Raw genomic sequence first — 24,891 nt, 5'->3', positions numbered from 1 at the left:
GATCAGGTCCTCGTCATGACGATGCTGCCGAGCGCGTCGATGCGGGCGGTGTAGCGGTGGGTCACCATCGTCGTGGTTTCGTCCTCGACGATCAGCGCGGGGCCCGCGACGATCGCGCCCGGCACGAGGTCGCGGCGAGTGTGGAGCGCGATGGATTCCGTCTTGCCGGTCTGCGGCGCCACGACATCGACATGCGCCGCCGGCTCGGCGGCCGTGCCGGACGGCATTGGCGGGCAGGGGAGGATCGGCGGACTGACGGTGGCGAGCCGCAGCGACCAGCCGAGAATCTCGACGTCGAGGTCGGGAATCCGGCGGCCGAATTGCTGTTCGTAATCGGCGAGGAACAGCCGCTCCAGCTCGGCGACCGAGCCCGCGGTGAAATCGCTCGCCGGGATGGTGACGGTGAGTTCGTGGCCCTGGCCGCGATAGCGCATGCTGGCGCTCCAGCCTTCCACGAGCTCGGCGGTCGGCGCGCCGAGGCGGACGACGTCTTCGGCCTCCTTGCGCATCTCGCTGCGCAGCGCGTTGAGCGGCGCCGGATCGAAACCGTCATCGAGCCGCACATGGCGCGTGCGCACCACCTCGTAGGCGATCGGCGCCAGTAGGAAGCCGAAGGCGGAGCCGACGCCGGCGCCGGCCGGGACGATCACCGTCGCAATGTCGAGCTTCTCGGCGAGGCGGGCGGCATGAATCGGTGCGGCACCGCCGAACGCGATCATGACGCGATTGGCGAGTTCGCGGCCACGCTCGACCGCATGGACGCGCGCGGCATTGGCCATGTTCTCCTCGACCACCTCGATGACACCGAGCGCCGCCGTCGCGGCATCGAGCGACAACGCGCGACCGACCGAGGCCTGCAGGGCGGCGGCCGATGCGTTGGTATCGAGCTGCATTTTGCCGCCGGCGAAGCGATCGGCCTGCAGACGCCCGAGCAGCAGATTGGCGTCGGTCACCGTGCCGTTCGCGCCGCCGCGGCCGTAACAGGCCGGGCCCGGCTCGGAGCCGGCGCTCGCCGGGCCGACCTGGACGCGTTGCATGGCATCGACCGACGCGATCGAGCCGCCGCCGGCGCCGATCTCGACCATCTCGATCACCGGGATGCGGATCGGAATCCCGCTGCCCTTCAGAAAACGATATTGCCGCGCGACTTCGAAGGAGCGTTCGAAATGCGGCTCGCCATGATCGATCAGGCAGATCTTCGCGGTGGTGCCGCCCATGTCGAACGACACGATATGATCGTGCCGGCGTTCGTTGGCGATATGCGCGGCCAGAATGGCGCCGCCGGCCGGGCCGGATTCGACGAGGCGGATCGGGAAGCGCCGCGCGATCTCGACGGTGGTCAGGCCGCCGGCGGACGTAATGAGATAGATCGGACAGCGGAAGCCGCGGGCGCGCAACGCTTCCTCGAGCAGCTTCAGATAGCGGTCCATCACCGGCTGCACATAGGCGTTGGCGCAGGCCGTGGACCAGCGCTCGTATTCGCGCATCTCCGGGCAGACCTCGCTCGACATGGTGATGGCGAGGTCGGGCGCCAGCGTGGTGAGGATGTCGCGGCTGCGGATCTCGTGGGCCGGATTGGCGTAAGAGTGCAGATAGCCGAGCGCGACGCTGGTCACGCCTTCGGCGCGCAAGATCGGCACGAGACCGGCGAGGGCGGCCTCGTCGAGCGGTTCGACGACGCCGCCGTTGGCGTCGATGCGCTCCGGCACTTCGAGGCGCAGATTCCGCGGCACCAGCGGCGGCGGCTTGTCCATGAAGATGTCGTATTGCTCGAAGCGATGCTCATAGGCCATCTCGATGGCATCGCGAAAACCGCGCGTCGCCAGCAGCGCCGTCTTCGCGCCCTTGCGTTCGATGATCGCGTTGGTGGCGAGCGTGGTGCCGTGAATGATCAGGCCGAGATCGGAAGGCGCGAGGCCGGCATCCTGCATGATCAGGCCGACGCCGGTGAGCACGCCCTGTTCGGGCGCGGTCGGCGTCGTCAGCACCTTGCGGCTGTAGCGCTTGTCGCCCACTTCGAGCGCGAAATCCGTGAACGTGCCGCCGATATCGACGGCCAGGCGGGCGGGCGTCATTCCTCGATCGTCTCCTTGATGTTGCCGCCCAGATAGGCCTCGCGGATGCGCGGATCGTCGCGCACTTCGCGGGCAGGGCCTTCGAGAAACTTGCGGCCGAGCTCCATCACGATCGCCGTATCGGAAACCAGCAGCGCGCCATGGACGTTCTGCTCGACCACCAGCACGGTGACGCCGGCGCCGGCGATCTCCTTGGCGACGGCAAAGACCTCGGCCTGGGTCTTCGGCGACAGGCCGAGCGACGGCTCGTCGAGCAGCAGCAGTTGCGGACCGGTGAGCAGCACCATCGCGGTCTCCAGCACCTGCTGTTCGCCGCCGGAGAGGTTGCCGGCCAACTCCGACCACTTCCGCTTCAGCATCGGAAATTGCTCGGTGACGCGCGCGATCGCCGCCTGATGCTTCCGGCCGGGCAGCGTGTAGCAGCCCATTTTCAGGTTCTCGGCGACCGTCATCTGCGGGAAATTGCAGCGCCCCTGCGGTACGAAGCCGACGCCGCGCTTGAGCCGCTCCGCCGGGCTGAGTTGATGGATCGGCTCGCCATCGAGCACGATCTGGCCGGCGAACCAGCGATTGGTGCCGTAGATCGCCCGCAGCAGCGTCGATTTGCCGGCGCCGTTGCCGCCGATCAGCGTGGTGATCGAGCCGGGCGCGAGGCGGGTGGAGAAATCGCGCACGATCGGCACATCGGCGTAGCCGGCGCTGAGATTGATGATCTCCAGTTTCGGGTAGCTGCTCATGATGCCTCGGCCTCCGCCGCCGCGGCGGCCGGCCGGGCGATGCCGAGATAGGCCTCCAGCACGCGTGGATCGTTGCGGATCTGCGCCGGCGTGCCTTCCGTCAGCTTGCGGCCCTGTTCGAGCACGATCACCTTGTGACAGAGGCTGTTGATGAACTCGACATTGTGCTCGACGATCAGGAAGGAGATGCCGGTGGCGTTGGCCTTGCGCAGGATGTCGGCGACTTCGTTGACCCGCGTCGGGTTGACGCCGGCGACCGGCTCGTCGAGTACGATCAGGCGCGGCTTCGCCATCATCGCCGCCGCGAAGGCGAGCAGCTTCTTCTGGCCGTAGGACAGCACCGTGGCCGGCGCATCGCTGAGCCGGGTCAGACCGACCAGGTCGATCAGCCCGCGTGCGCGGTCCTCGGCGGCGTCGCGGACCCGGCGATAGCGCGGCGTCCGCGCCAGCGCATCGAACCAGTTCAGATCGCGGAAGGCTTCTCCGGCGACGAGCAGATTGTCGAGCAGGCTGTAGGAATCGTAGACGCGCACGTTCTGGAAGGTGCGGATCATGCCGGCCTTGGCGATCTCCGCTGGCCGCAGCCCGGTGATGTCGCGCTCGCCGAGCAGGACGCGGCCGGCATCGAGGGTCTGAAAGCCGCTGATGCAGTCGATGGTCGTGCTCTTGCCCGAGCCGTTGGGGCCGATCAGGCCGGTGATACTGCCCGCTTCCACCTCGAACGACGTGCCCTGCACCGCATGCACGCCGCTGAAGGCCTTGCTGACATCCGCGACGTTCAGGATGGCGCTCATCGCAGCGCCTTCCGCAAGGCGGCGATCCGCCGATCCTCGAGCCAGCCGGCCACGCCGCGCGGCATGAACATCATCACCGCGACCAGCACCACGCCATAGATCACCATGCGCAGTTCGTTGGAAAAACGCAGGGCTTCAGGCAGCACGACCATCGCGGCGCCCGCCAGCACGACGGCCCAGAAGCTGCCGGCTCCGCCGATGATGACGATGATCAGGAAGGTCTGCATGTAGTAGAAATCGAGGAAGCTCGGATCGATCACCTTGAGGTTGAACGCATAGATGCCGCCGGCCATGCCGGTGATGACCGAGGCGATCACGAAGGCGGCGAGCTTGTAGGGGCCGGGCGCGATGCCCTGGGATTCCACCAGCGGATCGTTCTGTTTGATAGCCTTCAGGATCAGGCCGATGCGCGAGGTCTTCAGGCTGTACAGGAAAGCCAGCGCGATCAGCGCGAAGACCAGCGCGATGTAGTAGAACCGGGCGCCGGTGTCGAAGGCGAATCCCATCAGGCTCGGCGGCGGCAGGCCGGGGATGCCGAGCGGGCCGCGGGTCACGCCCACCCAGTCGCGTGCGATCAGGCCGGCGAGCAGCGCGAAGGTCAGGGTCACCACCACGAAGGCGTGGCGCGTGGTGCGTGTGATGACGATGCCGATGACGACGGAGAGCAGCAGGTTGACGACCCCGGCAAAGGCGATGCCGAACCAGAAGCTCTGCCCGAGATCGACGACGGCGATCGCCGCGCAATAGCCGCCGACGCCCCAGAAGCCGAGCTGTGCGAAGGAGAGTTGGCCGGCATAGCCGTAGACGAGGTTGAGCGCCGCCGCGGCGGTGAGGAAGATCAGCCCCGAAATCGCGATGCCGACGATGTAGTTGGAACCGGTCATCAAAGGCAGCGCCGCCAGCAGGGCGATCGCGACGAGAACGGCGTAGGGAGTCCAGCGGGGCTCGGTCATCCGACGCGCATGCTCCCGCGCTTGAAAAGTCCGTCCGGACGGAGCAACACCGCGACGATCATGATCACGAAGATCGCGCCTTCTTGCCAGACGATGCTGAAGAAGCCGCCGATCCAGCTCTCGATCATGCCGAGCGCGATGGCGACCACGACGGCGCCGGTCATGTTGCCGAGGCCGCCGATGACGACCAGAGCGAAAGCCTTGAAGATCATCGCCTGGCCCATCGCCGGGTGCAGCAGCTGGATCGGCGCCAGTGCAGCACCGGCGAGGCCGCACAAGGCGGCGGCGAGCGCGACGGCATTGCGGGCGACGTGGCGCGGCTTGATGCCGACCATCAGCGCGGCTTCGCGGTTCTGGGCGATGGCCCGCATGGCGCGGCCGAACTGGGTGAATCTCAGCAGACAATAAAGACCCGTGAAGGCGGCGACCGACAGCGCGCCGGCGATCAGGCGGGTCAGCGTGATGCGGATCGAGCCGATCTGGACACCGTCGAACCCGTAGGCGGTGTCCACCATCATCGGCGTCGCCGTGAACAGGTACTGCATGCCGTAAAGCAGGATCATCGAGATGCCGAGCGTGGTCAGGATGCTGCGCTCGAATTCCTTCTGGCCGATGTGACGCAAGAAGACTTCGTAGAGCACGACGCCGACCAGCGAAGTCACGATCACGGCGACCAGCAGCGAGGGCCAATACGACAGGCCGACCAGCGGCAGAGTCAGCGCCATGGCGTAACCGCCGAGCATCAACAGCTCGCCATGGGCGAAGTTGATCACCTCGAGCACACCGAAGATCAGTGCCAGGCCCACCGCGATCAACGCGTAGATCAGGCCGAGCATCAGGCCGTTCATAAGTAGTTGCAGCAGATATGTCGCGCTGACTTCCATTGCATCCCGCGTCTGACGTCTCGACAAGTGTTTCGATAAAGAGAACACCGTTCCGGTCAATCTAGGGGAGCGGGATCGGCGCGTCAATTTGCCAATGAACGCGCGTTGCTCATTCCCGCGGCAAAGCTTGCGCATTTGCCGGTCATTCGGCTTCTGCGGCGCGGATGTTGCGGGCAGCCGCGACCGAGCCGCTTGACCCGCCGGAACGGCGCCGCCTACATCACTTCATTCACAACAGCGTCGTGCGCAGTTTCGGAACGATCGCCGTGCGGCGACCGCTGTCCTGCAGGGCGAAATGTTCGGACGATCCCGGCTGGTCGGGCTGCGCGGATTGACTTGCGAGGCCGGGACTGTCAGATTTATCGAAACATCGTACCGATAAGCGGTACGCCACCGCGGGTCCGCCCGATGATCGCGTCCCGATCGGACGACGATGTTCGAACCCAAGACGAACGCCGTGGTCGGCGGCACAATGAGATGAAGGTCGACGACATGGTGTGGGACACGCGGGACGCCGAAGCTCTGTTGCGGGCGTACCAGGCGATGCCGATGGCGGAACTGCTCGACGAGGCCGCGACGCTCGCCCGCGACGGTCACCGCCATGTGATCAGCTACTCGCGCAAGGTGTTCGTGCCGCTGACCCGTCTGTGCCGCGACAGCTGCGGCTACTGCACCTTCGCCAAAACGCCGCGCCAGGTCGAGGCGGCCTTCCTGTCGCCGGACGATGTGCTGGCGATCGTCCGGGCCGGGCAGGCGGCTGGCTGTCACGAGGCGCTGCTGACGCTCGGCGACAAGCCCGAGGCACGCTACGCCGCCGCGCGAGAATTTCTTGCGGCGCAGGGCGTCGCGACGACGGTCGACTACGTCGAGAAGATCTGCAAGCTGATCCTGGCCGAGACCGGCCTGCTGCCGCACGTCAATGCCGGCGTGATGAGTGAAGCGGAGACCGCGCGGCTGCGCAAGGTGAGCGTGTCGCAGGGCATCATGCTGGAGAGCGTGTCCGAGCGGCTGTGCGCGCGCGGCGAGGCGCATTTCGGCTCGCCCGACAAATTGCCGGCGGTGCGGCTGGACGCGATCGCGGCCGCGGGCAGGCTGCGGGTGCCGTTCACCAGCGGAATTCTGATCGGCATCGGTGAGACCCGCCTCGAGCGGGTGCAATCGCTGCTGGCGCTGCGCTCGCTGCATCGGCGCTACGGGCATCTGCAGGAAATCATCGTGCAGAATTTCCGCGCCAAGGCCGATACGCGGTTCGCGGACCGGCACGAGCCCGGACTTGAAGACCTGCTGTGGACCGCCGCGGTGGCGCGCCTGATCTTCGGGCCGAAGATGAACATCCAGGTGCCACCGAACCTCAGCTACGCGGATTATCCGCGGCTGCTGGAAGCCGGCATCAACGACTGGGGTGGGATTTCGCCGGTCACCGCCGATCACGTCAATCCGGAAGCGCCGTGGCCGGAGATCGCGCGGCTGCAGCAGGCGACCGAAGCGGTCGGGCTGACGCTGCAGCCCCGGCTCGCGGTGTATCCCGCCTATGTTCGCCACGCCGCGGACTGGATCGATCCGGCGCTGCTGCCGAAGGTCCTGAAAGCGGTCGACGCCGACGGCTTCCCGCGCGACGATGGTTGGATGCCGGGCGGTCTGGCGCCGATCCCGCCGACCGGCGCCGCGCGCCGCAGCGACCCTTCGCTGGAGGCACTCGTCGTCCGCGCGGCGGGCGGGACGCGGCTGTCGCAGCCCGAGGTGCAGGCGCTGTTCGGCGCGCGCGGCGGCGACGTCGACATGATCTGCGAGGCGGCCGACGCGGTGCGAGCGGCGTCGAGCGGCGAGACCGTGCGCTACGTCGTCAACCGCAACATCAACTACACCAATGTCTGCAGCTACGCCTGCAAGTTCTGCGCGTTCTCCAAGGGCAAGACCCACGACCATCTGCGCGGGAGGCCCTACGACCTGTCGCTCGAGGAGGTTGCGCGTCGCGCCCGCGAAGCGTGGGATCGCGGCGCGACCGAAGTCTGCATGCAGGGTGGCATCAACCCGCACTACACCGGCAAGACCTATGTGGATCTGTTGCGCGCGGTGAAGAACGAAGTGCCGCAGATGCACGTCCACGCGTTCTCGCCTTTGGAAGTGAGCCAAGGTGCGGCCACCCTGGGCATGTCGGTGTCGAACTTCCTGTCGATGCTGCGCGACGAAGGCCTCGGCTCGCTGCCCGGCACCGCTGCCGAAATCCTCGACGACAAGGTGCGGCAGGTCATCTGCGCCGACAAGCTCGACACGCAGATCTGGCTGGACATCGTGCGCAGTGCGCATCGGGTCGGTCTGCGCACCACGGCGACGATCATGTTCGGCCACGTCGAAGGATCCGACAGCTGGGCCGCGCATCTGTTGCGAATTCGCGATCTGCAGGAGCAGACCGGCGGCTTCACCGAATTCGTGCCGCTGCCGTTCATCCATATGGAAGCGCCGATGTCGCTGCGCGGCCAGGCGCGCAGCGGCCCGACCTGGCGCGAGGTGCGGCTGATGCATGCGGTGGCGCGGCTGGTCTTGTATCCGCTGATCACCAATATTCAGGCCTCCTGGGTGAAGCTCGGCGAGGACGGCGTCGCGAGTCTTCTGCGGTCCGGCGTCAACGATCTCGGCGGCACGCTGATGAACGAGAGTATCTCGCGCGCCGCCGGTACCCAGCATGGGCAGGAATTGGCGCCCGAAGCGATGGAAGCCCTGATCACGCGAGCCGGCCGGGTCGCCGAGCAGCGGACGACGCTGTATCGCCCGGTCGATGCCGAGCGCCGCGACGCCAGCTTCGCCGCGCCGGAGCTGCAGGATCTGGTGATGACACCGTTCGTGCCGAAGCAGATGGCGCTGGCACGATGACCCACGTTCTGATCCCCTGCAAACCGCTCGCGTTCGGCAAGTCGCGCCTGGCGAGCGCGCTCGATCCGATCGGCCGGCGCTGGCTGTGCGAGCGCATGCTGCGCCGGACGCTGGCGGCGGCCGTTGCGGCCGTCGGTGCCGAGCAGGTGAGGGTGGTGAGCGCGGACGCGCATGTCCACCGCGTCGCCGCGTCGTGCGGCGTGAGCGCGATCGACGACGAGGCCGACGGTCTCAATGGCGCCCTGGCCGTCGCGCGGCGCCAGCTGCTCCGGGACGTCACGACGCTGGCGCGCCTGATGATCCTGCCGATCGATCTGCCCTATGTCGAGCCGGAGATCCTGCGCCGCGCCGCCGCCGAAGCCGCGGCGGTGATGATCGGGCCGGACCGCAAGTTCGATGGTACCAACCTGCTTTGCGTCGACGCGTGCTACGTGGCTTCGTTTCCGTTCCGCTACGGCCCGGCCAGCTTCCAGCGGCACGCCGACGCGGCGCGCGCGCTCGGAACGACGCCGGCCATCATGGTCGATCAGCGTATCGCCTTCGATCTCGACGCGCCGGACGACTATCGGGAGTGGGCGAATCACGCGGCCGCCTGAAGCGGCGAAAGGCACCGTCCGTCCCATGCCCATGTCGGTCGCGAACGCGCGAGGCCGTTCGGCTTCGTCCGCGGCGCCCTTGTTGCCGCATGCGGTGTCCGACGCCGAGTGCCGATCGCGGGCGTCCGTCGCCTCACTGATCACCATCCGGGGACGGCACCGCAACTTGACGGCGCTGCGGAAAATCCCGTACTGTTCTTTCAATGGGAACGATGTTCCGAAATTCGGAACGAAGCAAGTATGGACAGTGCAATGCTCGCCAACATCGAACGGCTCAACGCGGGAATGAAGCAGGCGTCGCTCGCCGCGCTCGTCGCGACGATGCCGGAAAACGTCACCTATGCGAGCGGCTTCTGGGCGATGAGCCAGTGGATCCGCCGCGGTCCGCAGGCCTATGCGCTGCTGCCGGCGCCGGGCGGTGGAGAGCCGGCGGTGATCGCCTCGACCGGCCTGATCGATCTCGCCGCCGACTCGGAAGTCTGGGTGAAGGATATTCGCCGCTTCGGCGGGTTTTCGGTCAACAAGGCGGAAGGCGTGGAGCTCGATGCGCAGGATCGGCGCATCGACGCATTGCTCGCGCAGGGCGACTGCGGCGACGCCGTCAAGGCCCTTGTGAAGGTGATCAAGGACCGCGGCCTGCAGAACGCGCGGATCGGCGTCGACGAGATCGGCATCCTGCCGCAATATTGGGATCAGCTCGCCGAGGCGCTGCCCGGCGCCACGCTGGTGAGGGCCGCGGACATTTTCCGCTACGGGCGGGCGATCAAGACGCCGGAGGAGATCGCGCGGCTGCGCAAGTCGGCGCAGATCGCCGACATGTCGATCGATGCGGCGCTGGCGGTGGCCAAGGTCGGGGCCACCGAAAACGATCTGGCGCGCGCATTTCACACCAAGACCATCGTCGAGGGTGGAATGCCCGTGCTCGGCTGCATCGGCGTCGGCGCCCGCAGTGCGGGGACCAATGTGCAGCCGACCGATCGCGAACTGATCGCCGGCGATATCATCCGCTTCGACGTCGGCGGCCGCTACAAGCACTATCGCGCCGATATCGCCCGCAACGGCGTGCTCGGCGAGCCGGACGCCAAGACGCGCAAGTATCATCGCGCGATCTGCGTCGGTCTCGATCGCGCGATCGAGATGATCAAGCCGGGCGTCAAGGCGGCCGATGTGTTCAATGCCGCGGTGGAGGCCGTGCGCCGCGAGGGCATCCCGCATTATCAGCGCAGCCATGTCGGTCACGGCATCGGCCTCGACGGCTACGACGCGCCGAACATCGCGCCCTCCAGCAAGGACGTGTTCGAGGAGGGGATGGTGATCTGCGTCGAGACGCCGTACTACGAGATCGGTTACGCCGGTCTGCAGGTCGAGGACACGCTGGTCGTCACCAAGGACGGCGTCGAGTCGTTCATGCTGTCGAACACGGCGCTGCGGGTGCTCTGATGGCAAAGGTCAAAGGGCTGCAGTGCCTGCGCTGCGGCGCCCTTTATGCCCCGGATCATTACGCCGAGGACTGCCCGGCCTGCCGGCCGGTGGTGCGGAGCAATCTCATCGTCGTCTACGATGAGCCGCTCGCCTTGCGCAAGCCGGACGCGGCCGGCGCCGGGCCGTCGAGCGGCCTGTGGCGCTACGGCGACGTGCTGCCGGTGAGCGAGGCCGACGCCGTGTCGCTCGGCGAGGGCGGTTCGCCGCTCCGCCAACTGCGCGCGGTGGGCGATCAACTCGGTCTCAAACGGCTCTACGGCAAGGACGAGAGCGGCAATCCGACCTGGTCGTTCAAGGACCGTCTCGCCTGCATCGCGGTGTCGGTCGCCAAGCAGATGGGCGCCAAGACTATCGTGTCGAGTTCATCCGGCAACGCCGGCGCCGCCGCCGCCGCTTATGCGGCGAAAGCCGGCATCCCCTGCGTGGTGTTCACGTTCGGCTGGGCCGCAGGTCCGATGGTGACGCAGATGCGCGCCTATGGGGCCAAGGTCGTCACCGTGCCGCAGAAGGAAGACCGCTGGCGGTTCATGGAGCACGCCGTGCGGCAGTATGGCTGGTTTCCGACTTCGCCGTTTTTCGGCCCGGCCGTCGGCTCCAATCCTTACGGCATCGAAGGCTACAAGACGCTGGCCTACGAGACCGTCGAGCAGCTCGGCTGGCGGGCCCCGGATTGGTGCATCCTGCCGGTGTGCTACGGCGACGCGCTGATCGGGATGTGGCGCGGCTTCACCGAGATGAAGGCGGCGGGCTGGATCGATCGGATGCCGAAGATGGTCGCCGCGGAGGTCTACGGCTCGATCGGCCGGGCGCTCGACGACGACCTCGAAGCGCCGCCGGCGATGCCGAAGACCTTCGACACGGTGTCGGGCTCGATCGGCGCCGTGCAGGGCACCTATCAGGCGCTCGAGATCGTGCGAAAATCCGGCGGCCGAGCGGTGACGATCTCCAACGACGACACCATGCGATGGCAGCGTCTGCTGGCGACGCGTGAGGCCCGCTATCTCGAGCCGGCGTCCGCCGGCGGACTGGTCGCGGTCGAGCGGCTCGCAAAATCGGGAATCATCAAGCCGGACGACGTCGTCGTCTCGCTGCTCACGGCGTCGGGTCTGAAAGACCCGGCGGTCACTGCCGCCACCCAGGGCGACACCATGGCGGTGCCGTCCGATCTGTCGGCAGCCTGGCAAATCCTGCAATCGGCGGGAATAGTTCCAAGCAACTGAGGCGAGATGGAGATGGACATGAAATCGAAAATCGTCGGAGCTGTCGGTCTGGTGTTGGCGGCGCTCCTGCCGCAGGCGGCGGCCGCGGACTATCCCGACAAGCCGATCACGCTGATCGTTCCGTGGGCCGCCGGAGGCAGCACCGACCAGACCGCGCGCGTGCTGGCCAAGGCGGCCGAAGCCTCGCTCGGCCAGACCATCGTGGTGATCAACCAGCCGGGCGCCTCGACCTCGATCGGCATGGCCGCCCTCGCCAAAGCCCAGCCGGACGGCTACACGATCGGCACGCTGTCCAGCACCAGCTATCTGGCCGCGTTGCAGGGACGTCAGCTACCCTTCGACCCGATCAACGCGTTTTCGTACATCAGCTACTATGGCGACAATCTGATCGGCATCGCCGTGAAGGCCGATGCGCGCTGGAAGACGATCGACGATCTGATCGCCGAGGGCAAGGCGAAGCCGGGAGCGATCAAGTACGGCACCGCCGGCGTCGGCACCACCCAGCATCTCACCAGCGAGGCGCTGCAATTCGCCACCAAGGCGAAGTTCGTCCATGTGCCGCAGCAGGGCTCCGCGGCCTCGGTGCCGGCGCTGCTCGGCGGCCACGTCGACTTCATCATGGAGACGTCGGTCTGGGCGCCTTTCATCGAGAGCAAGGAAGTGCGGCTGCTCGCGGTCACCACGCCGCAGCGCTCGAAATCGTATCCGGACGTGCCGAGCCTGTCGGAGAAGGGTCTCAAATCGCTGCGGTCGGTGCAGGCGATCATCGGACCGGCCGGGATGCCGGAAGACGTGCGCATGAAGCTCGAAACCGCCTTCCGCAAGGCGATGAGCGACAAGACGTTCCAGGACACGATGGAGCGGCTCGGCATGGTGCCGCTCGACCTGCCGGGTGCCGAGGTCAAGAAGCTGGTCGAGGGCGAATACGCCTCGGCGCGCGAAATCCTGCAGGACATCGGCAAGGCGAAATGAGCCGCCCCATCGCCATGGCACGGCTGACGACGCCGACCTACGTGGCGGTCCTGATGCTGCTGGCGCTGGCGCTGACCTTCGGGCTCGGCGCCTTCCGCCTCGGCTTCTGGGTCGACGACGCGCCGGGGCCGGGGGTGCTGCCGCTGGCGGTGTCGATCGCGCTGCTGGGGCTGCTGGTGCTCGTGGTGCGTGAGCGGCTGCCGGCCGACGAGAGCCGCTTCGCGCTCGCGCCGGGTTTGGCGATCCTGACGACGATCGTCTACGCGATCGTCGTTCCCTACACCGGCTTCGTGATCGCGACGCTCGTCCTGCTGACGATCTGGATTCGCGGATTCTATCGCCAGAGCATGCTGCGCGCCGTCATCGCCAGCGCCGGCCTCACCGGCTGCGGGCTGGTGATCTTCCCGTTGTTGCTCAAGGTGCCCATGCAATTGGGGCCCGCCTGGTGATGTTCGACGCCCTGGAAAAACTCGCCTACGGTATCTCGCTGTCGCTCGAGCCGTCGAACCTGCTGTACGCGGCGATCGGCTCGGTGCTCGGCACGCTGGTCGGGGTGCTGCCGGGGCTCGGCCCGGTGACGACGATCGCGGTGCTGCTGCCGCTCACCTATCACGCCGGCTCGCCGCTCGGCGCCATCATCATGCTGGCCTCGATCTATTACGGCGCGATGTATGGCGGCTCGACCACCTCGATCCTGCTCAAGGTCCCGGGCGAGGCCGCCTCGGTGATCACCTGCATCGACGGCTATCAGATGGCCAAGAAGGGCCGCGCCGGCCCGGCACTGGCGATCGCCGCGATCGGGTCGTTCATCGCCGGCACCGTCGCAGTGTGCGCGCTGGCGCTGGTCGGCCCGCTGTTCGCCAAATTCGCCGTCACCTTCGGGCCACCCGAGTACTTCGCGCTGGCCCTGTTCGGGCTGTCGTTGAGCGCCACGCTGTCCGGCGGCTCGCCGGTCCGCGGCATCACCATGGTGCTGGTCGGGCTGCTGCTCGGTCTGGTCGGCATCGACACCATCACCGGCGTCGAGCGCTACACTTTCAACATCATGGCCATCACCGACGGCATCGATCTGGTGCCGATGCTGATGGGCCTGTTCGGCGTCGCCGAGATCCTGCACAATCTCGAGGAGAAATCGCGCGGCTCGCTGCTGTCGACCAAGATCGGCCGGCTGTTTCCGAGCCGCCAGGATTGGCGCGAATCCAGTGGCCCGATCGCACGCGGCTCGGTGATCGGGTTCTTCGTCGGGCTGATTCCCGGCGGCGGCGCCATTCTCGCCTCGCTGATGAGCTACACGCTGGAGAAGAAGCTGTCGAAGACGCCGGAGCAGTTCGGCCACGGCGCCATCGCCGGCGTCGCCGGGCCGGAATCGGCCAACAATTCGGCGGCGACGGCCTCGTTCATTCCGCTGCTCACGCTCGGCCTGCCGGGCAACGCGGTGACGGCGGTGCTGTTCGCCGGTCTGCTGATCCAGAACGTGCAACCCGGCCCATTGATGCTGGTGAAGAATCCCGACGTGTTCTGGGGTGTCATTGCGTCGATGTATGTCGGCAACATCATGCTGCTGGTGCTGAACCTGCCGCTGGTCGGGCTGTGGGTGCAGTTGCTCCGCGTGCCGTCCTGGCTGCTCAGCGCCACGATCCTGCTGATCGCGATCTTCGGCACCTACAGCCTGCGCAGCAATTTCGCCGACGTGACCACGCTGATGCTGTTCGGCGGCATCGGCTATCTGCTGCGCAAGGCCAGCCTCGACGCCGGTCCGCTGATCATGGCGTTCATCCTCGCCAACATTCTCGACACCGCGCTGCGGCAATCGATGCTGATGGGCGACGGCAGCCTGCTGATCGTCCTGCAGCGGCCGATGTCGCTGACGATCCTGCTGGTCGCCGCGGTCATCCTGACGGCCCAGCTGTGGTCGCATTTCGGCCGCACGCGCCACCGCGCCGTGCCGTCGGAGGGCTGAGATGACCGCCGCGGCACGTCCCGATCGCGTTGACTTCCTCGACAAGGTGACCGGCCGCGCCGCGTTCATCTCCGATCTGGTCGTGCCCGGCATGGCTCACGGCAAGGTGCTGCGCAGCACGATGCCGCACGCGCGGATCACCGGCATCGACATCGCCGCCGCGCTTGCGATGCCGGGCGTGATCGGCATCGTCACGGGCGCCGATTTCGACGGCATCGACGCGATCTGGGGCGTGTCGCTGAAGGACCGGCCGCTGATCGCGCTCGATCGCGTGCGCTATGTCGGCGAGCCGGTGGCGGTGGTGGTGGCCGAATCCGAGGCCGCGGCCGAAGAGGCGCTCGATGCGGTGATGGTCGATTACGACCCGTTGCCTTACGTCACCGAGGCCGCCGATGCTTTGGCGCCGGATGCGCCGCTGCTGCACGCCGCCGTCCAGCCGCTCAAGGACTTCTACTTCAAGGGCGAAGCCAAGCCGGTCGCCGGCACCAACATCTTCCAGAGCTACGCTTACGAGACCGGCGACGTCGCGGCGGCATTCGCGTCGGCGGATCGCGTGTTCGAAGACAGCTTCGACTTCCCGATGGTCTATCACTACGCGATGGAGCCGCATTGCGGCATCGCGTCGTTCGGCGACGACGGGCTGACGGTGTGGAGCTGCGGCCAGGCGCCGACCGCGGTGCAGAAGGTGCTGTCGCGCATCTTCGATCTGCCGATCGCCAAGGTGCGGATCATCACGCCGCTGATCGGCGGCGGCTTCGGCGGCAAGGCCTCGGTGAAGATCGATCCGCTGGTCGCGGCGGTGGCGTGGAAGATCGGCCGCCCGGTGCGGATCTGCTTCTCCGCATCGGAATCGATGCTGACCGCGCGGCGGCTGAGCGCGACGATCAACCTGAAGACGGCGGTCAGCGCCGACGGCATGCTGCAGGCGAAATCCGTCGAGGTGCTGATGAACGGCGGCGCCTATGCGGACACCGGGCCGGCCGTGGCGATCAAGGCGGCGATCCGCGCCATCGGCCCGTACAGGATTCCGAATCTGCGGCTGCGGAGCACGGCGGTCTACACCAACACCGTGCCCGGCGCGGCGTTTCGCTCGATCGGCGGACCGCAGGGCGTATGGGCCACCGAATCCCAGATGGACATCATCGCCGACGCGCTCGGCATCGATCCGGTCGAGCTGCGCTACCGCAACATGCTGAAACGCGGCGAGCATGTCCGCCCCGATCTGACGCCGATCGACGTCGATATGGCGGAAGCGATGGGGCTGGCGTCGCAGGCGATGAGCCGGCTCGACGCGCAGGGGCCGCACGGCAGGATCGTCCACGGCACCGCGCTCGGCGTCGCCGATCCGGCGAACTCGCCGGTCGCCGGCGTGCTGCTGCGGCTCAAGATCGACGGGTCGATCGCGGTGATCTCCTCCAGCATCGAGGTCGGGCAGGGCATTCGCGAGGTGCTGTGCCGCGTTGCCGCCGAACAGCTCGGCCAGCCGGTGTCCGCGGTCAGCGCGCTGACGCCCGACACCGCGATTGCGCCGTTCGACTGGGGCACCGGCGCCAGCCGCTCGTCGCTGATGATGGCGCTGGCGATCGAGGACGCCGCCGCCGACATCAAGGCGCAGATCGACGACATCGCCGCGTCGACGCTCGGGCTCGATCCCGCGAGCATCGCGCTGGTCTCGGGCGGCTTCACGTCGGCAGGCCGGCGCTACAGCTTCGCCGATCTGCTGCATCCTTATTTCGGCATCGACAGCGGCGAACTGATCGGCATCGGCCGGATCTCGCCGCGGTCACGCGGCGGCGCGCTGGCCAAGGCGCCGCTGTTCTGGGAAACGGCGGCCGGCCGCTGCGGCATCACGCTCGACGAGGACACCGGCGAGATCGCAGTGAAGCGCTATGTCAGCGTCGCCGACATCGGCCGCGCCATCAACCGCAGCGGCGCCGAAGGACAGGACGAGGGCGCGGCGATCATGGGGCTCGGCCACGCGCTGTTCGAGGAACTGATCTACGCCGACGGCCAGCCGGTCAACGGCACCATGATCGACTATCACGTCCCGACCATCGACGACGTGCCCGAGCAGTTTGAAACCGTGCTGATCGAAAACGGCGGCGGGCCGGGGCCGGGCGGCATGCGCGGCATGGGCGAGGGCGCGATCCTGCCGATCGCGCCGGCGATCGCCAATGCGCTGGCGACCGGCTTCGGCATCCGCGTCAAACAGTTGCCGCTGACGCCGGAGCGCGTCTGGCGTGCGCTGAAGGACAGGAAGGACCGCTGAGATGGAATTCCGGATGGAGGCCGATCTACCCTGCACGCCGGACCGGCTGTGGCCGATCATGCTCGACATCCGCGAGATGGCCGGCTGTATTCCCGGCATCGAGACGATCGAGGAGAAGGAGCGGTTGAAGGCCTATTCGGCGCTGATGAAGCAGAAGATCGGGCCGTTCAAGCTCGAGGTGCCGGCCGAGATCGTGGTCGAGGCGTTTGGCGAGTTGGAATTCGTGATCGCGCAGGCCACCGGCAAGGACAAGTTCACCGGCACCACGCTGCGCGTCAATTTCGACCTGCGGCTCGAGGTCATCGCGGCGGAGCTGACGCGGCTGGCGGTGCAGGCCGATCTGCAGATCGCCGGGCGGCTGGCGTCGCTCGGCCATTCGATGATCAAGAAGAAGGCGCAGGAGAACTTCGCCGAATTCGAGGCCAATTTCCGCAAGCGCCTGGAAGAGATCTGATCGTGCGGCTCGCCCCGTTCCAGTTGCATCGTCCGACCGAGCTTGAGGCCGCGCTGGCATTGCGCGAACAGTTCGGCGACGACAGCGCGTATTATGCGGGCGGAACGGAGCTGCTGCTGGCGCTGAAGGCGCGCGTCCTGCGCTACGAGCATCTGATCGATCTGAAGCGCATCGCCGGATTCGACCGGCTCGCGCGCGACGGCAACGAGCTGGTGATCGGGCCGCTGGTGACGCATCTGCGGCTCGCCACCGACCCGCTGATCCGCGAATTCCTGCCGGCCTACGCCAAGCTCAGCGACAACGTCGGCAACATCCGCGTGCGGGCGTCGGGCACGCTCGCCGGCAATCTGTGTTTCTCGGAGCCGCACGCCGATCCCCCGGCGCTGCTCTGCCTGCTCGGCGCATCGGTGACGTTGCACGGGCCGGACGGCCGGCGTAGCGTGCCGATGGCCGAGTTCATCCTCGGTCCGTTCACCACCGCGCGCGCCGACGACGAGATTCTCACCGCGATCCGCGTCCCGCTGCCGACCGCCGGCGAGCAATTCTGCTATCGCAGCTTCGGTCACCTCGAATACCCTGCCGTCGGCGTGGCGGCGGCGTATCAGTCGCAGGCCGGCGCGCCGCGCTACCGCGTCTGGATCGGCTGCATCGGCGACAACCCGATTCATGCGGAGCCGGTCGAAGCGGCACTCGCGGGCGTGCCGCCGCAGGCGCTGTCCGACGTCTTGCCGCAGGCGGCCGAAGCCATGGCGGCCGAACTGCCGGCGTCCGACGACATCTACGGCAGCGCCGACTACAAGCGGCATCTCGCCGCCGTGTTCATCGGACGCGCAGTGCTGGACAGCGCCGGCGTGGCAGGAGGGCGCTGACATGGCCGATATCGCTTCGCTCGACATTTCCTTCACGCTCAACGGCGCGCCGCAGACTCGGTCGGTGGCGCCGTTCGAACTGCTGATCGACTTCCTGCGCGACGATCTTGGACTGAAAGGCACCAAGCGCTCCTGCGACGTGCAGGTGTGCGGCGCCTGCACCGTGCTGGTCGACGGTCTCCCGGTGAGTAGCTGCACGTCGCTCGCCGCCGACATCGACGGCAGATCGGTGGTGACGATCGAAGGGCTGGCGCAGCGCGGCGAACTCAGCCCGGTGCAGCAGGCGTTCGTCGACCACGCAGCGATGCAGTGCGGATTCTGCACGCCCGGCATGGTGCTGGCGACCACGGCTTTGCTGGAGCACCATCCGCATCCGACCGAGCAGGAGATCCGGCATTATCTGCGCGGCAACATCTGCCGCTGCACCGGCTACATCAAGATCCTCGAAGCGGTGAAGAGCCTTGTCTGAACTCTCGATCTCCAGCGACGGCAGAGACGAACCGGCCGTGTTTCGCGACAAGGTCGCGGCCGGCGAAGCCGGTGGCGCCGACACGATCTGGATCGCCAACCATCTGTTCCTGCGCGATCCGGCGGTGCTCGGCGCGCTGACGCTGTCGGAGACGCGGCGCCTCAAGGTCGCGCTGATGGCGGTGAGCCCGCTGACGCAGCATCCCGTGCAGATCGCCATGGCCACGGCGACGCTGGCGGAACGCTTTCCGGGGCGACTCAAGCTGTGCCTCGGCGTCGGCGCGCCCGCCGACCTCGCGGCGATCGGGGTCGACGGCGCCAAGCCGCTGCGGGCGATGCGCGAAGCGCTGCTGCTCGTCCGCGCGCTGCTGTCGGGCGAGACGGTCACGTTCCAGGGCGAGACGTTTCGCGTCGATCGCCGCCGACTGGCGGCGGCCGGGGCCGAGATTCCGATCGTGCTGGCGGCGTCGGGTCCGCAGATGCTCGAGCTGGCCGGCGCCGAGGCCGACGGCGTGCTGATCAGCGCCGGCGCCTCGGTGCCGTTCGTGGCGCAGACGCTGCAGAGCGTCGCGCGCGGCGCCAAGGGGCGCAAGGTCAAGACCTCGGGCCTGGTCTACGCCTCGGTCGACGACGACGAGAGGCGTGCCAACGACCGTCTGCGGCGGATTCTCGCGATTCTGCTGCGCGGCTCACATCACAAGACCAATCTCGGTCTGGCGGGTACCACGCTCGATCAGCAAGGGCTGAACGACGCGGTGCTGGCGGAGGATTGGAGCCGCGCCGAAGCGATGATCGGCGACGACATCGTCGCCCGCCATGCCGCCAGCGGAACGCCCGAACAATTGCGCCGGCGGCTCGCCGAGTATCACGCCTCCGGGCTCGACGAGATCGTCATCGCCGGCGTGCGCGACGACGCGCAGATCAAAGCCATCCTAACATCGTCATGAGGAAACGCATGAAGTTCAGTGTCTGTCTGTCGACCGGATTCGAAGGCGTGATGTATCCGATCCCGTTCGCGGGGCCGGAGGATTTCATCGCCCAGGCGCAGCTCTGCGAGCGCCTCGGCTATGATTCGGTGTGGGGCAACGATCACATCACCACCCAGAACTACGTCCGCGAACTGTTTCCCGGCAAGCCGCCGAACTTCTACGAGCCGCTGATCGTGCTCGCCGCGATCGCCGGCGCCACCAAGACGATCAAGCTCGGCACCGCGCTCACCGTGCTGCCGATGCGCGATCCGGTGTATCTCGCCAAGCAGGCGATCTCGCTCGACCAGATGTCGAACGGGCGGTTCATCATGGCGGTCGGGCTCGGCGCCTATCGGGAGGAATTTCTCGCCTGGGGCGGCTCGCGCGCCGCCAAGGCGCGGCGCGGCGACATGATGGACGAGGGGCTGCTGGCGCTCGACATGCTGTTCAACGAGCCCAGCGCCAGCCACGAAGGCGCCTACTACTCGTTCAAAGACGTCGAGATGTTTCCGAAGAGCAAGGTGCAGCCGTTCCCGCTGTATATCGGCGGGCACAATCTCGAGGCAATCGAGCGCGCCGCGCGTTACGGGCAGGGCTGGCTGCCCGGCTGGCGGCCGCTCACTGAGATGGAGCAGCGCATCAAGGACCTCAAGGCGCGGGCCGCCGAACTCGGCCGCGACCCGGCGTCGATCGAGATCGCCCCGCAGTTTTCCTGCACCATCGCCAAGACCATGGAAGAGGCCGAGAAGCGCTACATGGAGAGCGGCCTGGTCGCGCATCGCGTATCGCTCGCCTACACCGGCCGCGACCTCAGCCACCAGGTGATCGCCAATCTGGTCGGTTCTCCCGACGTCATCCTCGAGAAGATCGAGAAGCTGCGCGCGATCGGCATCCAGCACTGCAGCGCGCTGATGTTTCCGGCCGACACGGTCGAGGAGATGAACGAGCAGATCGAATGGTTCGGCACCGAAGTGATGGCCAAGGTGCCGGCATGAGCGAACCGGCGGCAGGCGCGACGGAGGAGCGGTTCGATCAGATCGATCTCGCCGCGCTCGGCCGCGCCGACCGCTACAAGATGCTGACCGGCGCGGTGATCCCGCGGCCGATCGCGTTCGTCACGTCGCTCGGCCCGGGCGGCATCGTCAATGCCGCGCCGTTCAGCCAGTTCGTGATCCTCGCCGTCGATCCGGGCCTGCTCGGCTTTTCGGTCGGGCCGCGCACCGGCAGCGACGTCGCCAAGGACACGCTGGCCAATGTGCAGCGCGCCGGCGAGTTCGTCATCAACATGGTGCCGGAAGGCTGGGAACAGAGCGTCCAGCAGGCGAGCGAAGAGTATCCACCCGACGTCAGCGAGGTCGATCTGCTCGGCTTCGCGACGCTGCCGTCGCGCCATATCCGGACGCCGCGGCTCGCCGGCAGCAAGATCCAGTTCGAGTGCCGGCTCGACCAGGTGCTGACCTTCGGCGATGCCCCCAACCATCTGGTGGTCGGGCGGATCGTCGCGATGCACGTGGCCGCGGGATTGACGCAGAACCACAAGATCGATCCCCGGGCCTATGCCCCGGTCGCCCGCATCGGCGGCCGCAACTACGTGCGGCTCGGCGACATCGTCGAAGTATAAGCCGTCGCTGATAGCAGAACAGAGGATGCCATGACTGCAACAATTCATACGATCTGTGTCGTCGGCGGCACCGGCGCCGAAGGCGGCGGACTGGCGCTGCGCTGGGCCAAGCACGGCCACCGCGTGATCATCGCCTCGCGCGACGCCGCGAAGGCCAAGGCGGCGGCCGACGAGCTCAATGCCCGTCTCGGCGGCGGCACAGCCGAAGGCGCCGACAGCGCCTCCGGCGTGGCGGAAGCCGACATCGTGGTGTTGACCGTGCCGTATCAGGCGCAGATCGCGACCGTGCAGGGGCTGAAGGACGCGCTGCAGGGCAAGATCCTGATCGACGTCACCGTGCCGCTGGTGCCGCCCAAGGTCACCCGGGTGCAGCTGCCGGAGACCGATTCCTGCGTCGTCGCGGTGCAGACGCTGCTTGGCGACGGCGTGCGGGTGGTGTCGGCGTTCCAGAACGTCTCGGCCCACAAGCTGAAGGATCCGGACTACGCGATCGACTGCGACGTGCTGGTCGCCGGCGACGACAAGGAGGCGCGCGCCACCGTGATGCAGCTCGCCGTCGACGCCGGCCTGCGCGGCATCGACATCGGGCCGCTGGCCAATTCGGTGGTGTCGGAGAGCCTCACTTCGGCGCTGATCTGGATCAATAAATTCTATAAGATTCCCGACGCGGGAGTGCGGATCACCGGCCTCCCCTGAGGAGAGTCGATTGTCGGTCCGACGTGCTTTGGAGATATTTGCCCTGGAGGGCGTGCCGCTGGTCGAGCCCGGTGACGACCTGGCCGGTCTGATCCTGGCATCGCTGGCGGATTGCGGCCGGCACCTGCAGGATCACGACATCGTCGTGATCGCGCAGAAAGTGGTCTCGAAGGCCGAGGGCCGCGGCGTCGATCTGGCGGCGGTGACGCCGTCGCCGCGCGCTGTCGAGATCGCCGCGCAGGCCCACAAGGATCCGCGGATCGTCGAATTGATCCTCGCGGAATCGAGCGAGGTGCTGCGCGTTCGGCCGGGCGTGATCATCGTCGAGCACCGGCTCGGCCTGGTGCTCGCCAATGCCGGCATCGATCGCTCCAATGTAGAGGGCGAAACCGCGCTGCTGCTGCCGCTCGATCCCGACGGTTCGGCGCAGCAGATCCGGGAGCAGCTGATCGCCGGGACCGGCGCGACCGTCGGCGTGATGATCATCGACAGCATCGGTCGCGCCTGGCGCAACGGCACCATCGGCACCACGATCGGCGCCAGCGGCATCGCCACGATGCGCGATCTGCGTGGTCAGCCCGATTTGTTCGGCCGCAAGCTCGAGACCACCGAGGTCGGCGCCGCCGACGAAGTCGCGGCAGCGGCGTCGCTGCTGATGGGGCAGGCCGCGGAGGCGACGCCGGTCGTCGTGGTCCGCGGGGTCGATCTCGCCGGCATCGGCACCGCGCGTGATCTGCTGCGGCCCAAACACATGGATTTGTTTCGATGACCGCGCCTGTTGCAGACGATCACATCATTGCACTCGCCGGCGGCGTCGGCGGCGCCAAGCTGGCGGACGGTCTGGCGCATGCGCTCGGCGACAAGCTCACCGTCATCGTCAACACCGGCGACGATTTCGAGCATCTCGGCTTCCACATCAGCCCCGATCTCGACACGGTCACCTACACGCTCGGCGGCGTCGCCAATGCGCAGCAGGGCTGGGGCCTCGAAGGCGAGACGTGGGGCTTCATGGAGCAATTGGCGCGGCTCGGTGGACCGGCCTGGTTCAAGCTCGGCGATCGCGACCTCGCCACCCACGCCTATCGCACCAACCGTCTGCGCGAAGGCGCGACGTTGACCGAGGTCGCCGCCGAACTGAGTGCTGCGCTCGGCATCGCCGCGCGCCTGCTGCCGATGTCGGACGATGCGGTCCGGACGGTGATCCACAGCGGCGGCCGCGCAATCGCCTTCCAGGAATATTTCGTGCGGCTGGCCTGCGGCGTCCCGGTCGATCGCATCGCGTTTGCCGGCGCTGCGGAGGCACGGCTCAATCCTGCGATCGGCGCGCTGCCTCAGCCGGCGGCGGTGATCATCTGCCCGTCGAATCCGTATCTCAGCATCGATCCGATCCTGGCGGTGCCGGGTGCGCGGGCGTGGCTGACGGAACTCGGCGTGCCGATCGTGGTGGTGTCGCCGATCGTCGGCGGCGCCGCCATCAAAGGTCCGGCGGCCAAGATCATGCAGGAACTGAATGCGCCGGTGTCGGCGCTCGGCGTCGCCGCGCATTATCGCGGCCTCGTCGACGGCATCGTCATCGACCGCTGCGATGAGGCCTTGGCGCCGGAGATCGCATCTCTCGGCATGGCCGTCCATGTCGTGCCGACGGTGATGCGCTCGCACGCTGACCGGGTGGCCCTGGCCGACAGCTGCCTCGACTTCGCCCGCGCGCTGATCCGAACCCGCGCGCCGCACCCCGACCAGGGTTCGACCAAATAGGCTTTGAAATGATGCCGGCAACCGAGTATCCGCATTGCCTGCCGATGCCGTGTCGTCGCGCGCTGAACGGCAGCAGTTTCTCGCTGGGACGAAATCCAGATGGTTAGTGTGGGAAAGACGGCGACCGGCAGTCAGACCGTCGCGCGTGCTTTGGCGGTGCTGGAGTTGCTGGGGCAGGAAGGGGAGCTCGGCGTACGCGAACTGGGCCGCCAGCTCGGCGTGGCGCCGAGCATCGCGCAGCGCTTGATCAACACTTTGTCCGAAGCCGGCTTCGTCGAGAAGTCGCTGGGAAATTCGAAGTGGAAGATCGGCTACAAGGCATTCCAGATCGGCTCGGCGTTCCTCGCCTCGACCGACCTGAACGCCGCCACTGCACCTGAACTGCACCTACTTGCCGAGCAGCACCAGGTCAACAGCTTCCTTGGCGTGCTGCGCGGCCAGGATGTCGTGTATCTGGCGACGGTGCAGAGTGGCGGCCCGATTTCGATTACTAACGCGCCGGGATCACGCACCTATCTTCATTCGACCGCGCTCGGCAAAGCTCTGCTGCTCGACAGATCGGACGACGAAGTCCAGGCTCTGCTCGGCACCGGCCCGCTCAAACAGCTGACGAAGAAGACAAAGCGCTCGGTGTCCGCAATCCTCAAAGATCTCAAGGAGGGTCGTCGGCTGGGCTACGTCATCTGCGACGAGGAAAACCTCGAAAACGTCTTCGCCGTCGGAGTCCCCGTTCGCGACGCCAGCGGCGGTATCATCGCCGCCCTGAGCGGCGCCGTGCCACGGCAGCGATTGTCGGCTCGCGCCATCGAAGAGCTCTGCGAGCTGGTCAAGGCATCTGCGACCCGAGCGTCTCGGCGGCTCGGCTCGCTCAAGTGAATATCCACTCCGCTGAACTATGGGGCAAGTCCACTCGCCGTCGCCGGGCACATCCCGGGCAGAACCAAGCGAGCTGCGACAGTCACTCGCGTGAACGCTTGTGGTCGTCGCGATGTCGTCCCGCAGAGCGTAGACCGATTATAAGCTCGTGCGATTGTGCCCTGCGAAGAAGATCTCTATTCGTATTTCGCTGCGGGCCTCAGCGACACTTTTGACGAGCCCGCCGGCATATTTGTGACCGTGGATGCCGACGGCGGCAGGCGCGCGGATTGTCGTGCGGATCGCGCCGACGGAAACATCTGTGGCGTCATCACTCGGACGATGTCGTCGGGACTGCCCGCGGCTATCGGCGGCCGAGCGACGGCCGACGG

23 protein-coding genes are annotated in these 24,891 nt (G+C 67.2%); 18 read left to right on the top strand and 5 right to left on the bottom strand.

Going from position 1 to position 24,891, the window contains the following annotated elements:
* Positions 1–2: 2 nt before the first annotated feature.
* From RPB_RS22310 to RPB_RS22290, 5 genes are read right to left on the bottom strand one after another with little or no spacing between them, the layout of a single operon-like run.
* Positions 3–2,075 carry a hydantoinase/oxoprolinase family protein gene (locus RPB_RS22310; protein WP_011443298.1) on the bottom strand — a complete coding sequence of 691 codons (2,073 nt, stop codon included), beginning with the start codon at positions 2,073–2,075 and terminating at the stop codon, positions 3–5.
* The gene (locus RPB_RS22305) at positions 2,072–2,812 is read right to left on the bottom strand and encodes an ABC transporter ATP-binding protein (protein WP_011443297.1); all 741 of its coding nucleotides are present in this window, start codon (positions 2,810–2,812) and stop codon (positions 2,072–2,074) included. The genes RPB_RS22310 and RPB_RS22305 overlap by 4 nt, the downstream gene beginning before the upstream one ends.
* Positions 2,809–3,606 carry an ABC transporter ATP-binding protein gene (locus RPB_RS22300; protein ID WP_011443296.1) on the bottom strand — a complete coding sequence of 266 codons (798 nt, stop codon included), beginning with the start codon at positions 3,604–3,606 and terminating at the stop codon, positions 2,809–2,811. Before RPB_RS22300 ends, RPB_RS22305 begins: the two co-directional genes overlap by 4 nt.
* On the bottom strand, positions 3,603–4,559 hold the full coding sequence (locus RPB_RS22295; RefSeq protein ID WP_011443295.1) for a branched-chain amino acid ABC transporter permease: 957 nt from the start codon (positions 4,557–4,559) through the stop codon (positions 3,603–3,605). The genes RPB_RS22300 and RPB_RS22295 overlap by 4 nt, the downstream gene beginning before the upstream one ends.
* Positions 4,556–5,578: a branched-chain amino acid ABC transporter permease gene (locus RPB_RS22290; protein ID WP_198135138.1), complete on the bottom strand. Its 1,023-nt coding sequence runs from the start codon at positions 5,576–5,578 to the stop codon at positions 4,556–4,558. The genes RPB_RS22295 and RPB_RS22290 overlap by 4 nt, the downstream gene beginning before the upstream one ends.
* A 342-nt stretch (positions 5,579–5,920) precedes the next feature.
* On the opposite strand from RPB_RS22290, the gene cofH reads away from it, so the two are divergent.
* The 18 genes from cofH (at position 5,921) to RPB_RS22200 (ending at position 24,520) form a co-directional block, all read left to right on the top strand.
* Positions 5,921–8,314, top strand: coding sequence for a 5-amino-6-(D-ribitylamino)uracil--L-tyrosine 4-hydroxyphenyl transferase CofH (cofH, locus tag RPB_RS22285; RefSeq protein ID WP_041798423.1), 2,394 nt, complete (start codon positions 5,921–5,923; stop codon positions 8,312–8,314).
* Positions 8,311–8,910 (top strand): 2-phospho-L-lactate guanylyltransferase, encoded by a 600-nt coding sequence (cofC, locus tag RPB_RS23900; RefSeq protein WP_011443292.1) that lies wholly within the window; start codon positions 8,311–8,313, stop codon positions 8,908–8,910. The genes cofH and cofC overlap by 4 nt, the downstream gene beginning before the upstream one ends.
* Before the next feature lie 240 nt (positions 8,911–9,150).
* Positions 9,151–10,350 (top strand): M24 family metallopeptidase, encoded by a 1,200-nt coding sequence (locus RPB_RS22275; protein WP_011443291.1) that lies wholly within the window; start codon positions 9,151–9,153, stop codon positions 10,348–10,350.
* A complete protein-coding gene (locus RPB_RS22270; RefSeq protein ID WP_011443290.1) occupies positions 10,350–11,612 on the top strand; it encodes a pyridoxal-phosphate dependent enzyme in 1,263 nt (420 codons plus the stop codon). Before RPB_RS22275 ends, RPB_RS22270 begins: the two co-directional genes overlap by 1 nt.
* 18 nt (positions 11,613–11,630) lie before the next feature.
* Complete coding sequence (locus RPB_RS22265) at positions 11,631–12,584, top strand: tripartite tricarboxylate transporter substrate binding protein (protein WP_198135137.1); 954 nt, start codon at positions 11,631–11,633, stop codon at positions 12,582–12,584.
* Positions 12,581–13,033, top strand: coding sequence for a tripartite tricarboxylate transporter TctB family protein (locus tag RPB_RS22260; RefSeq protein ID WP_011443288.1), 453 nt, complete (start codon positions 12,581–12,583; stop codon positions 13,031–13,033). Before RPB_RS22265 ends, RPB_RS22260 begins: the two co-directional genes overlap by 4 nt.
* Positions 13,033–14,544 (top strand): tripartite tricarboxylate transporter permease, encoded by a 1,512-nt coding sequence (locus RPB_RS22255; RefSeq protein ID WP_011443287.1) that lies wholly within the window; start codon positions 13,033–13,035, stop codon positions 14,542–14,544. The genes RPB_RS22260 and RPB_RS22255 overlap by 1 nt, the downstream gene beginning before the upstream one ends.
* A 1-nt stretch (position 14,545) precedes the next feature.
* Entirely contained in the window at positions 14,546–16,813 is a 2,268-nt protein-coding gene (locus tag RPB_RS22250) for a xanthine dehydrogenase family protein molybdopterin-binding subunit (protein WP_011443286.1), read from the top strand.
* Position 16,814: 1 nt separating this feature from the next.
* Entirely contained in the window at positions 16,815–17,267 is a 453-nt protein-coding gene (locus RPB_RS22245) for an SRPBCC family protein (protein ID WP_011443285.1), read from the top strand.
* 2 nt (positions 17,268–17,269) lie between these two features.
* The gene (locus tag RPB_RS24980) at positions 17,270–18,136 is read left to right on the top strand and encodes an FAD binding domain-containing protein (protein ID WP_011443284.1); all 867 of its coding nucleotides are present in this window, start codon (positions 17,270–17,272) and stop codon (positions 18,134–18,136) included.
* 1 nt (position 18,137) lies between these two features.
* Complete coding sequence (locus tag RPB_RS22235; RefSeq protein WP_011443283.1) at positions 18,138–18,605, top strand: (2Fe-2S)-binding protein; 468 nt, start codon at positions 18,138–18,140, stop codon at positions 18,603–18,605.
* On the top strand, positions 18,598–19,551 hold the full coding sequence (locus RPB_RS22230) for an LLM class flavin-dependent oxidoreductase (protein WP_011443282.1): 954 nt from the start codon (positions 18,598–18,600) through the stop codon (positions 19,549–19,551). The genes RPB_RS22235 and RPB_RS22230 overlap by 8 nt, the downstream gene beginning before the upstream one ends.
* 8 nt (positions 19,552–19,559) lie before the next feature.
* On the top strand, positions 19,560–20,567 hold the full coding sequence (locus RPB_RS22225) for an LLM class flavin-dependent oxidoreductase (RefSeq protein WP_011443281.1): 1,008 nt from the start codon (positions 19,560–19,562) through the stop codon (positions 20,565–20,567).
* A complete protein-coding gene (locus RPB_RS22220) occupies positions 20,564–21,193 on the top strand; it encodes a flavin reductase family protein (protein ID WP_011443280.1) in 630 nt (209 codons plus the stop codon). The genes RPB_RS22225 and RPB_RS22220 overlap by 4 nt, the downstream gene beginning before the upstream one ends.
* A 30-nt stretch (positions 21,194–21,223) precedes the next feature.
* Positions 21,224–21,889 (top strand): NADPH-dependent F420 reductase, encoded by a 666-nt coding sequence (gene npdG, locus RPB_RS22215; protein WP_011443279.1) that lies wholly within the window; start codon positions 21,224–21,226, stop codon positions 21,887–21,889.
* 10 nt (positions 21,890–21,899) lie between these two features.
* Positions 21,900–22,658, top strand: a complete 759-nt coding sequence (gene cofE / locus RPB_RS22210; protein ID WP_011443278.1) for a coenzyme F420-0:L-glutamate ligase — start codon at positions 21,900–21,902, stop codon at positions 22,656–22,658.
* Positions 22,655–23,644, top strand: a complete 990-nt coding sequence (gene cofD / locus RPB_RS22205; protein WP_011443277.1) for a 2-phospho-L-lactate transferase — start codon at positions 22,655–22,657, stop codon at positions 23,642–23,644. Before cofE ends, cofD begins: the two co-directional genes overlap by 4 nt.
* Positions 23,645–23,743: 99 nt before the next feature.
* The gene (locus RPB_RS22200) at positions 23,744–24,520 is read left to right on the top strand and encodes an IclR family transcriptional regulator (protein WP_011443276.1); all 777 of its coding nucleotides are present in this window, start codon (positions 23,744–23,746) and stop codon (positions 24,518–24,520) included.
* Positions 24,521–24,891: the final 371 nt, after the last annotated feature.

Source organism: Rhodopseudomonas palustris HaA2, from assembly GCF_000013365.1.
Classification (GTDB): Bacteria; Pseudomonadota; Alphaproteobacteria; order Rhizobiales; family Xanthobacteraceae; genus Rhodopseudomonas; species Rhodopseudomonas palustris_J.
This window is presented reverse-complemented; position numbering and strand designations above follow the sequence as displayed.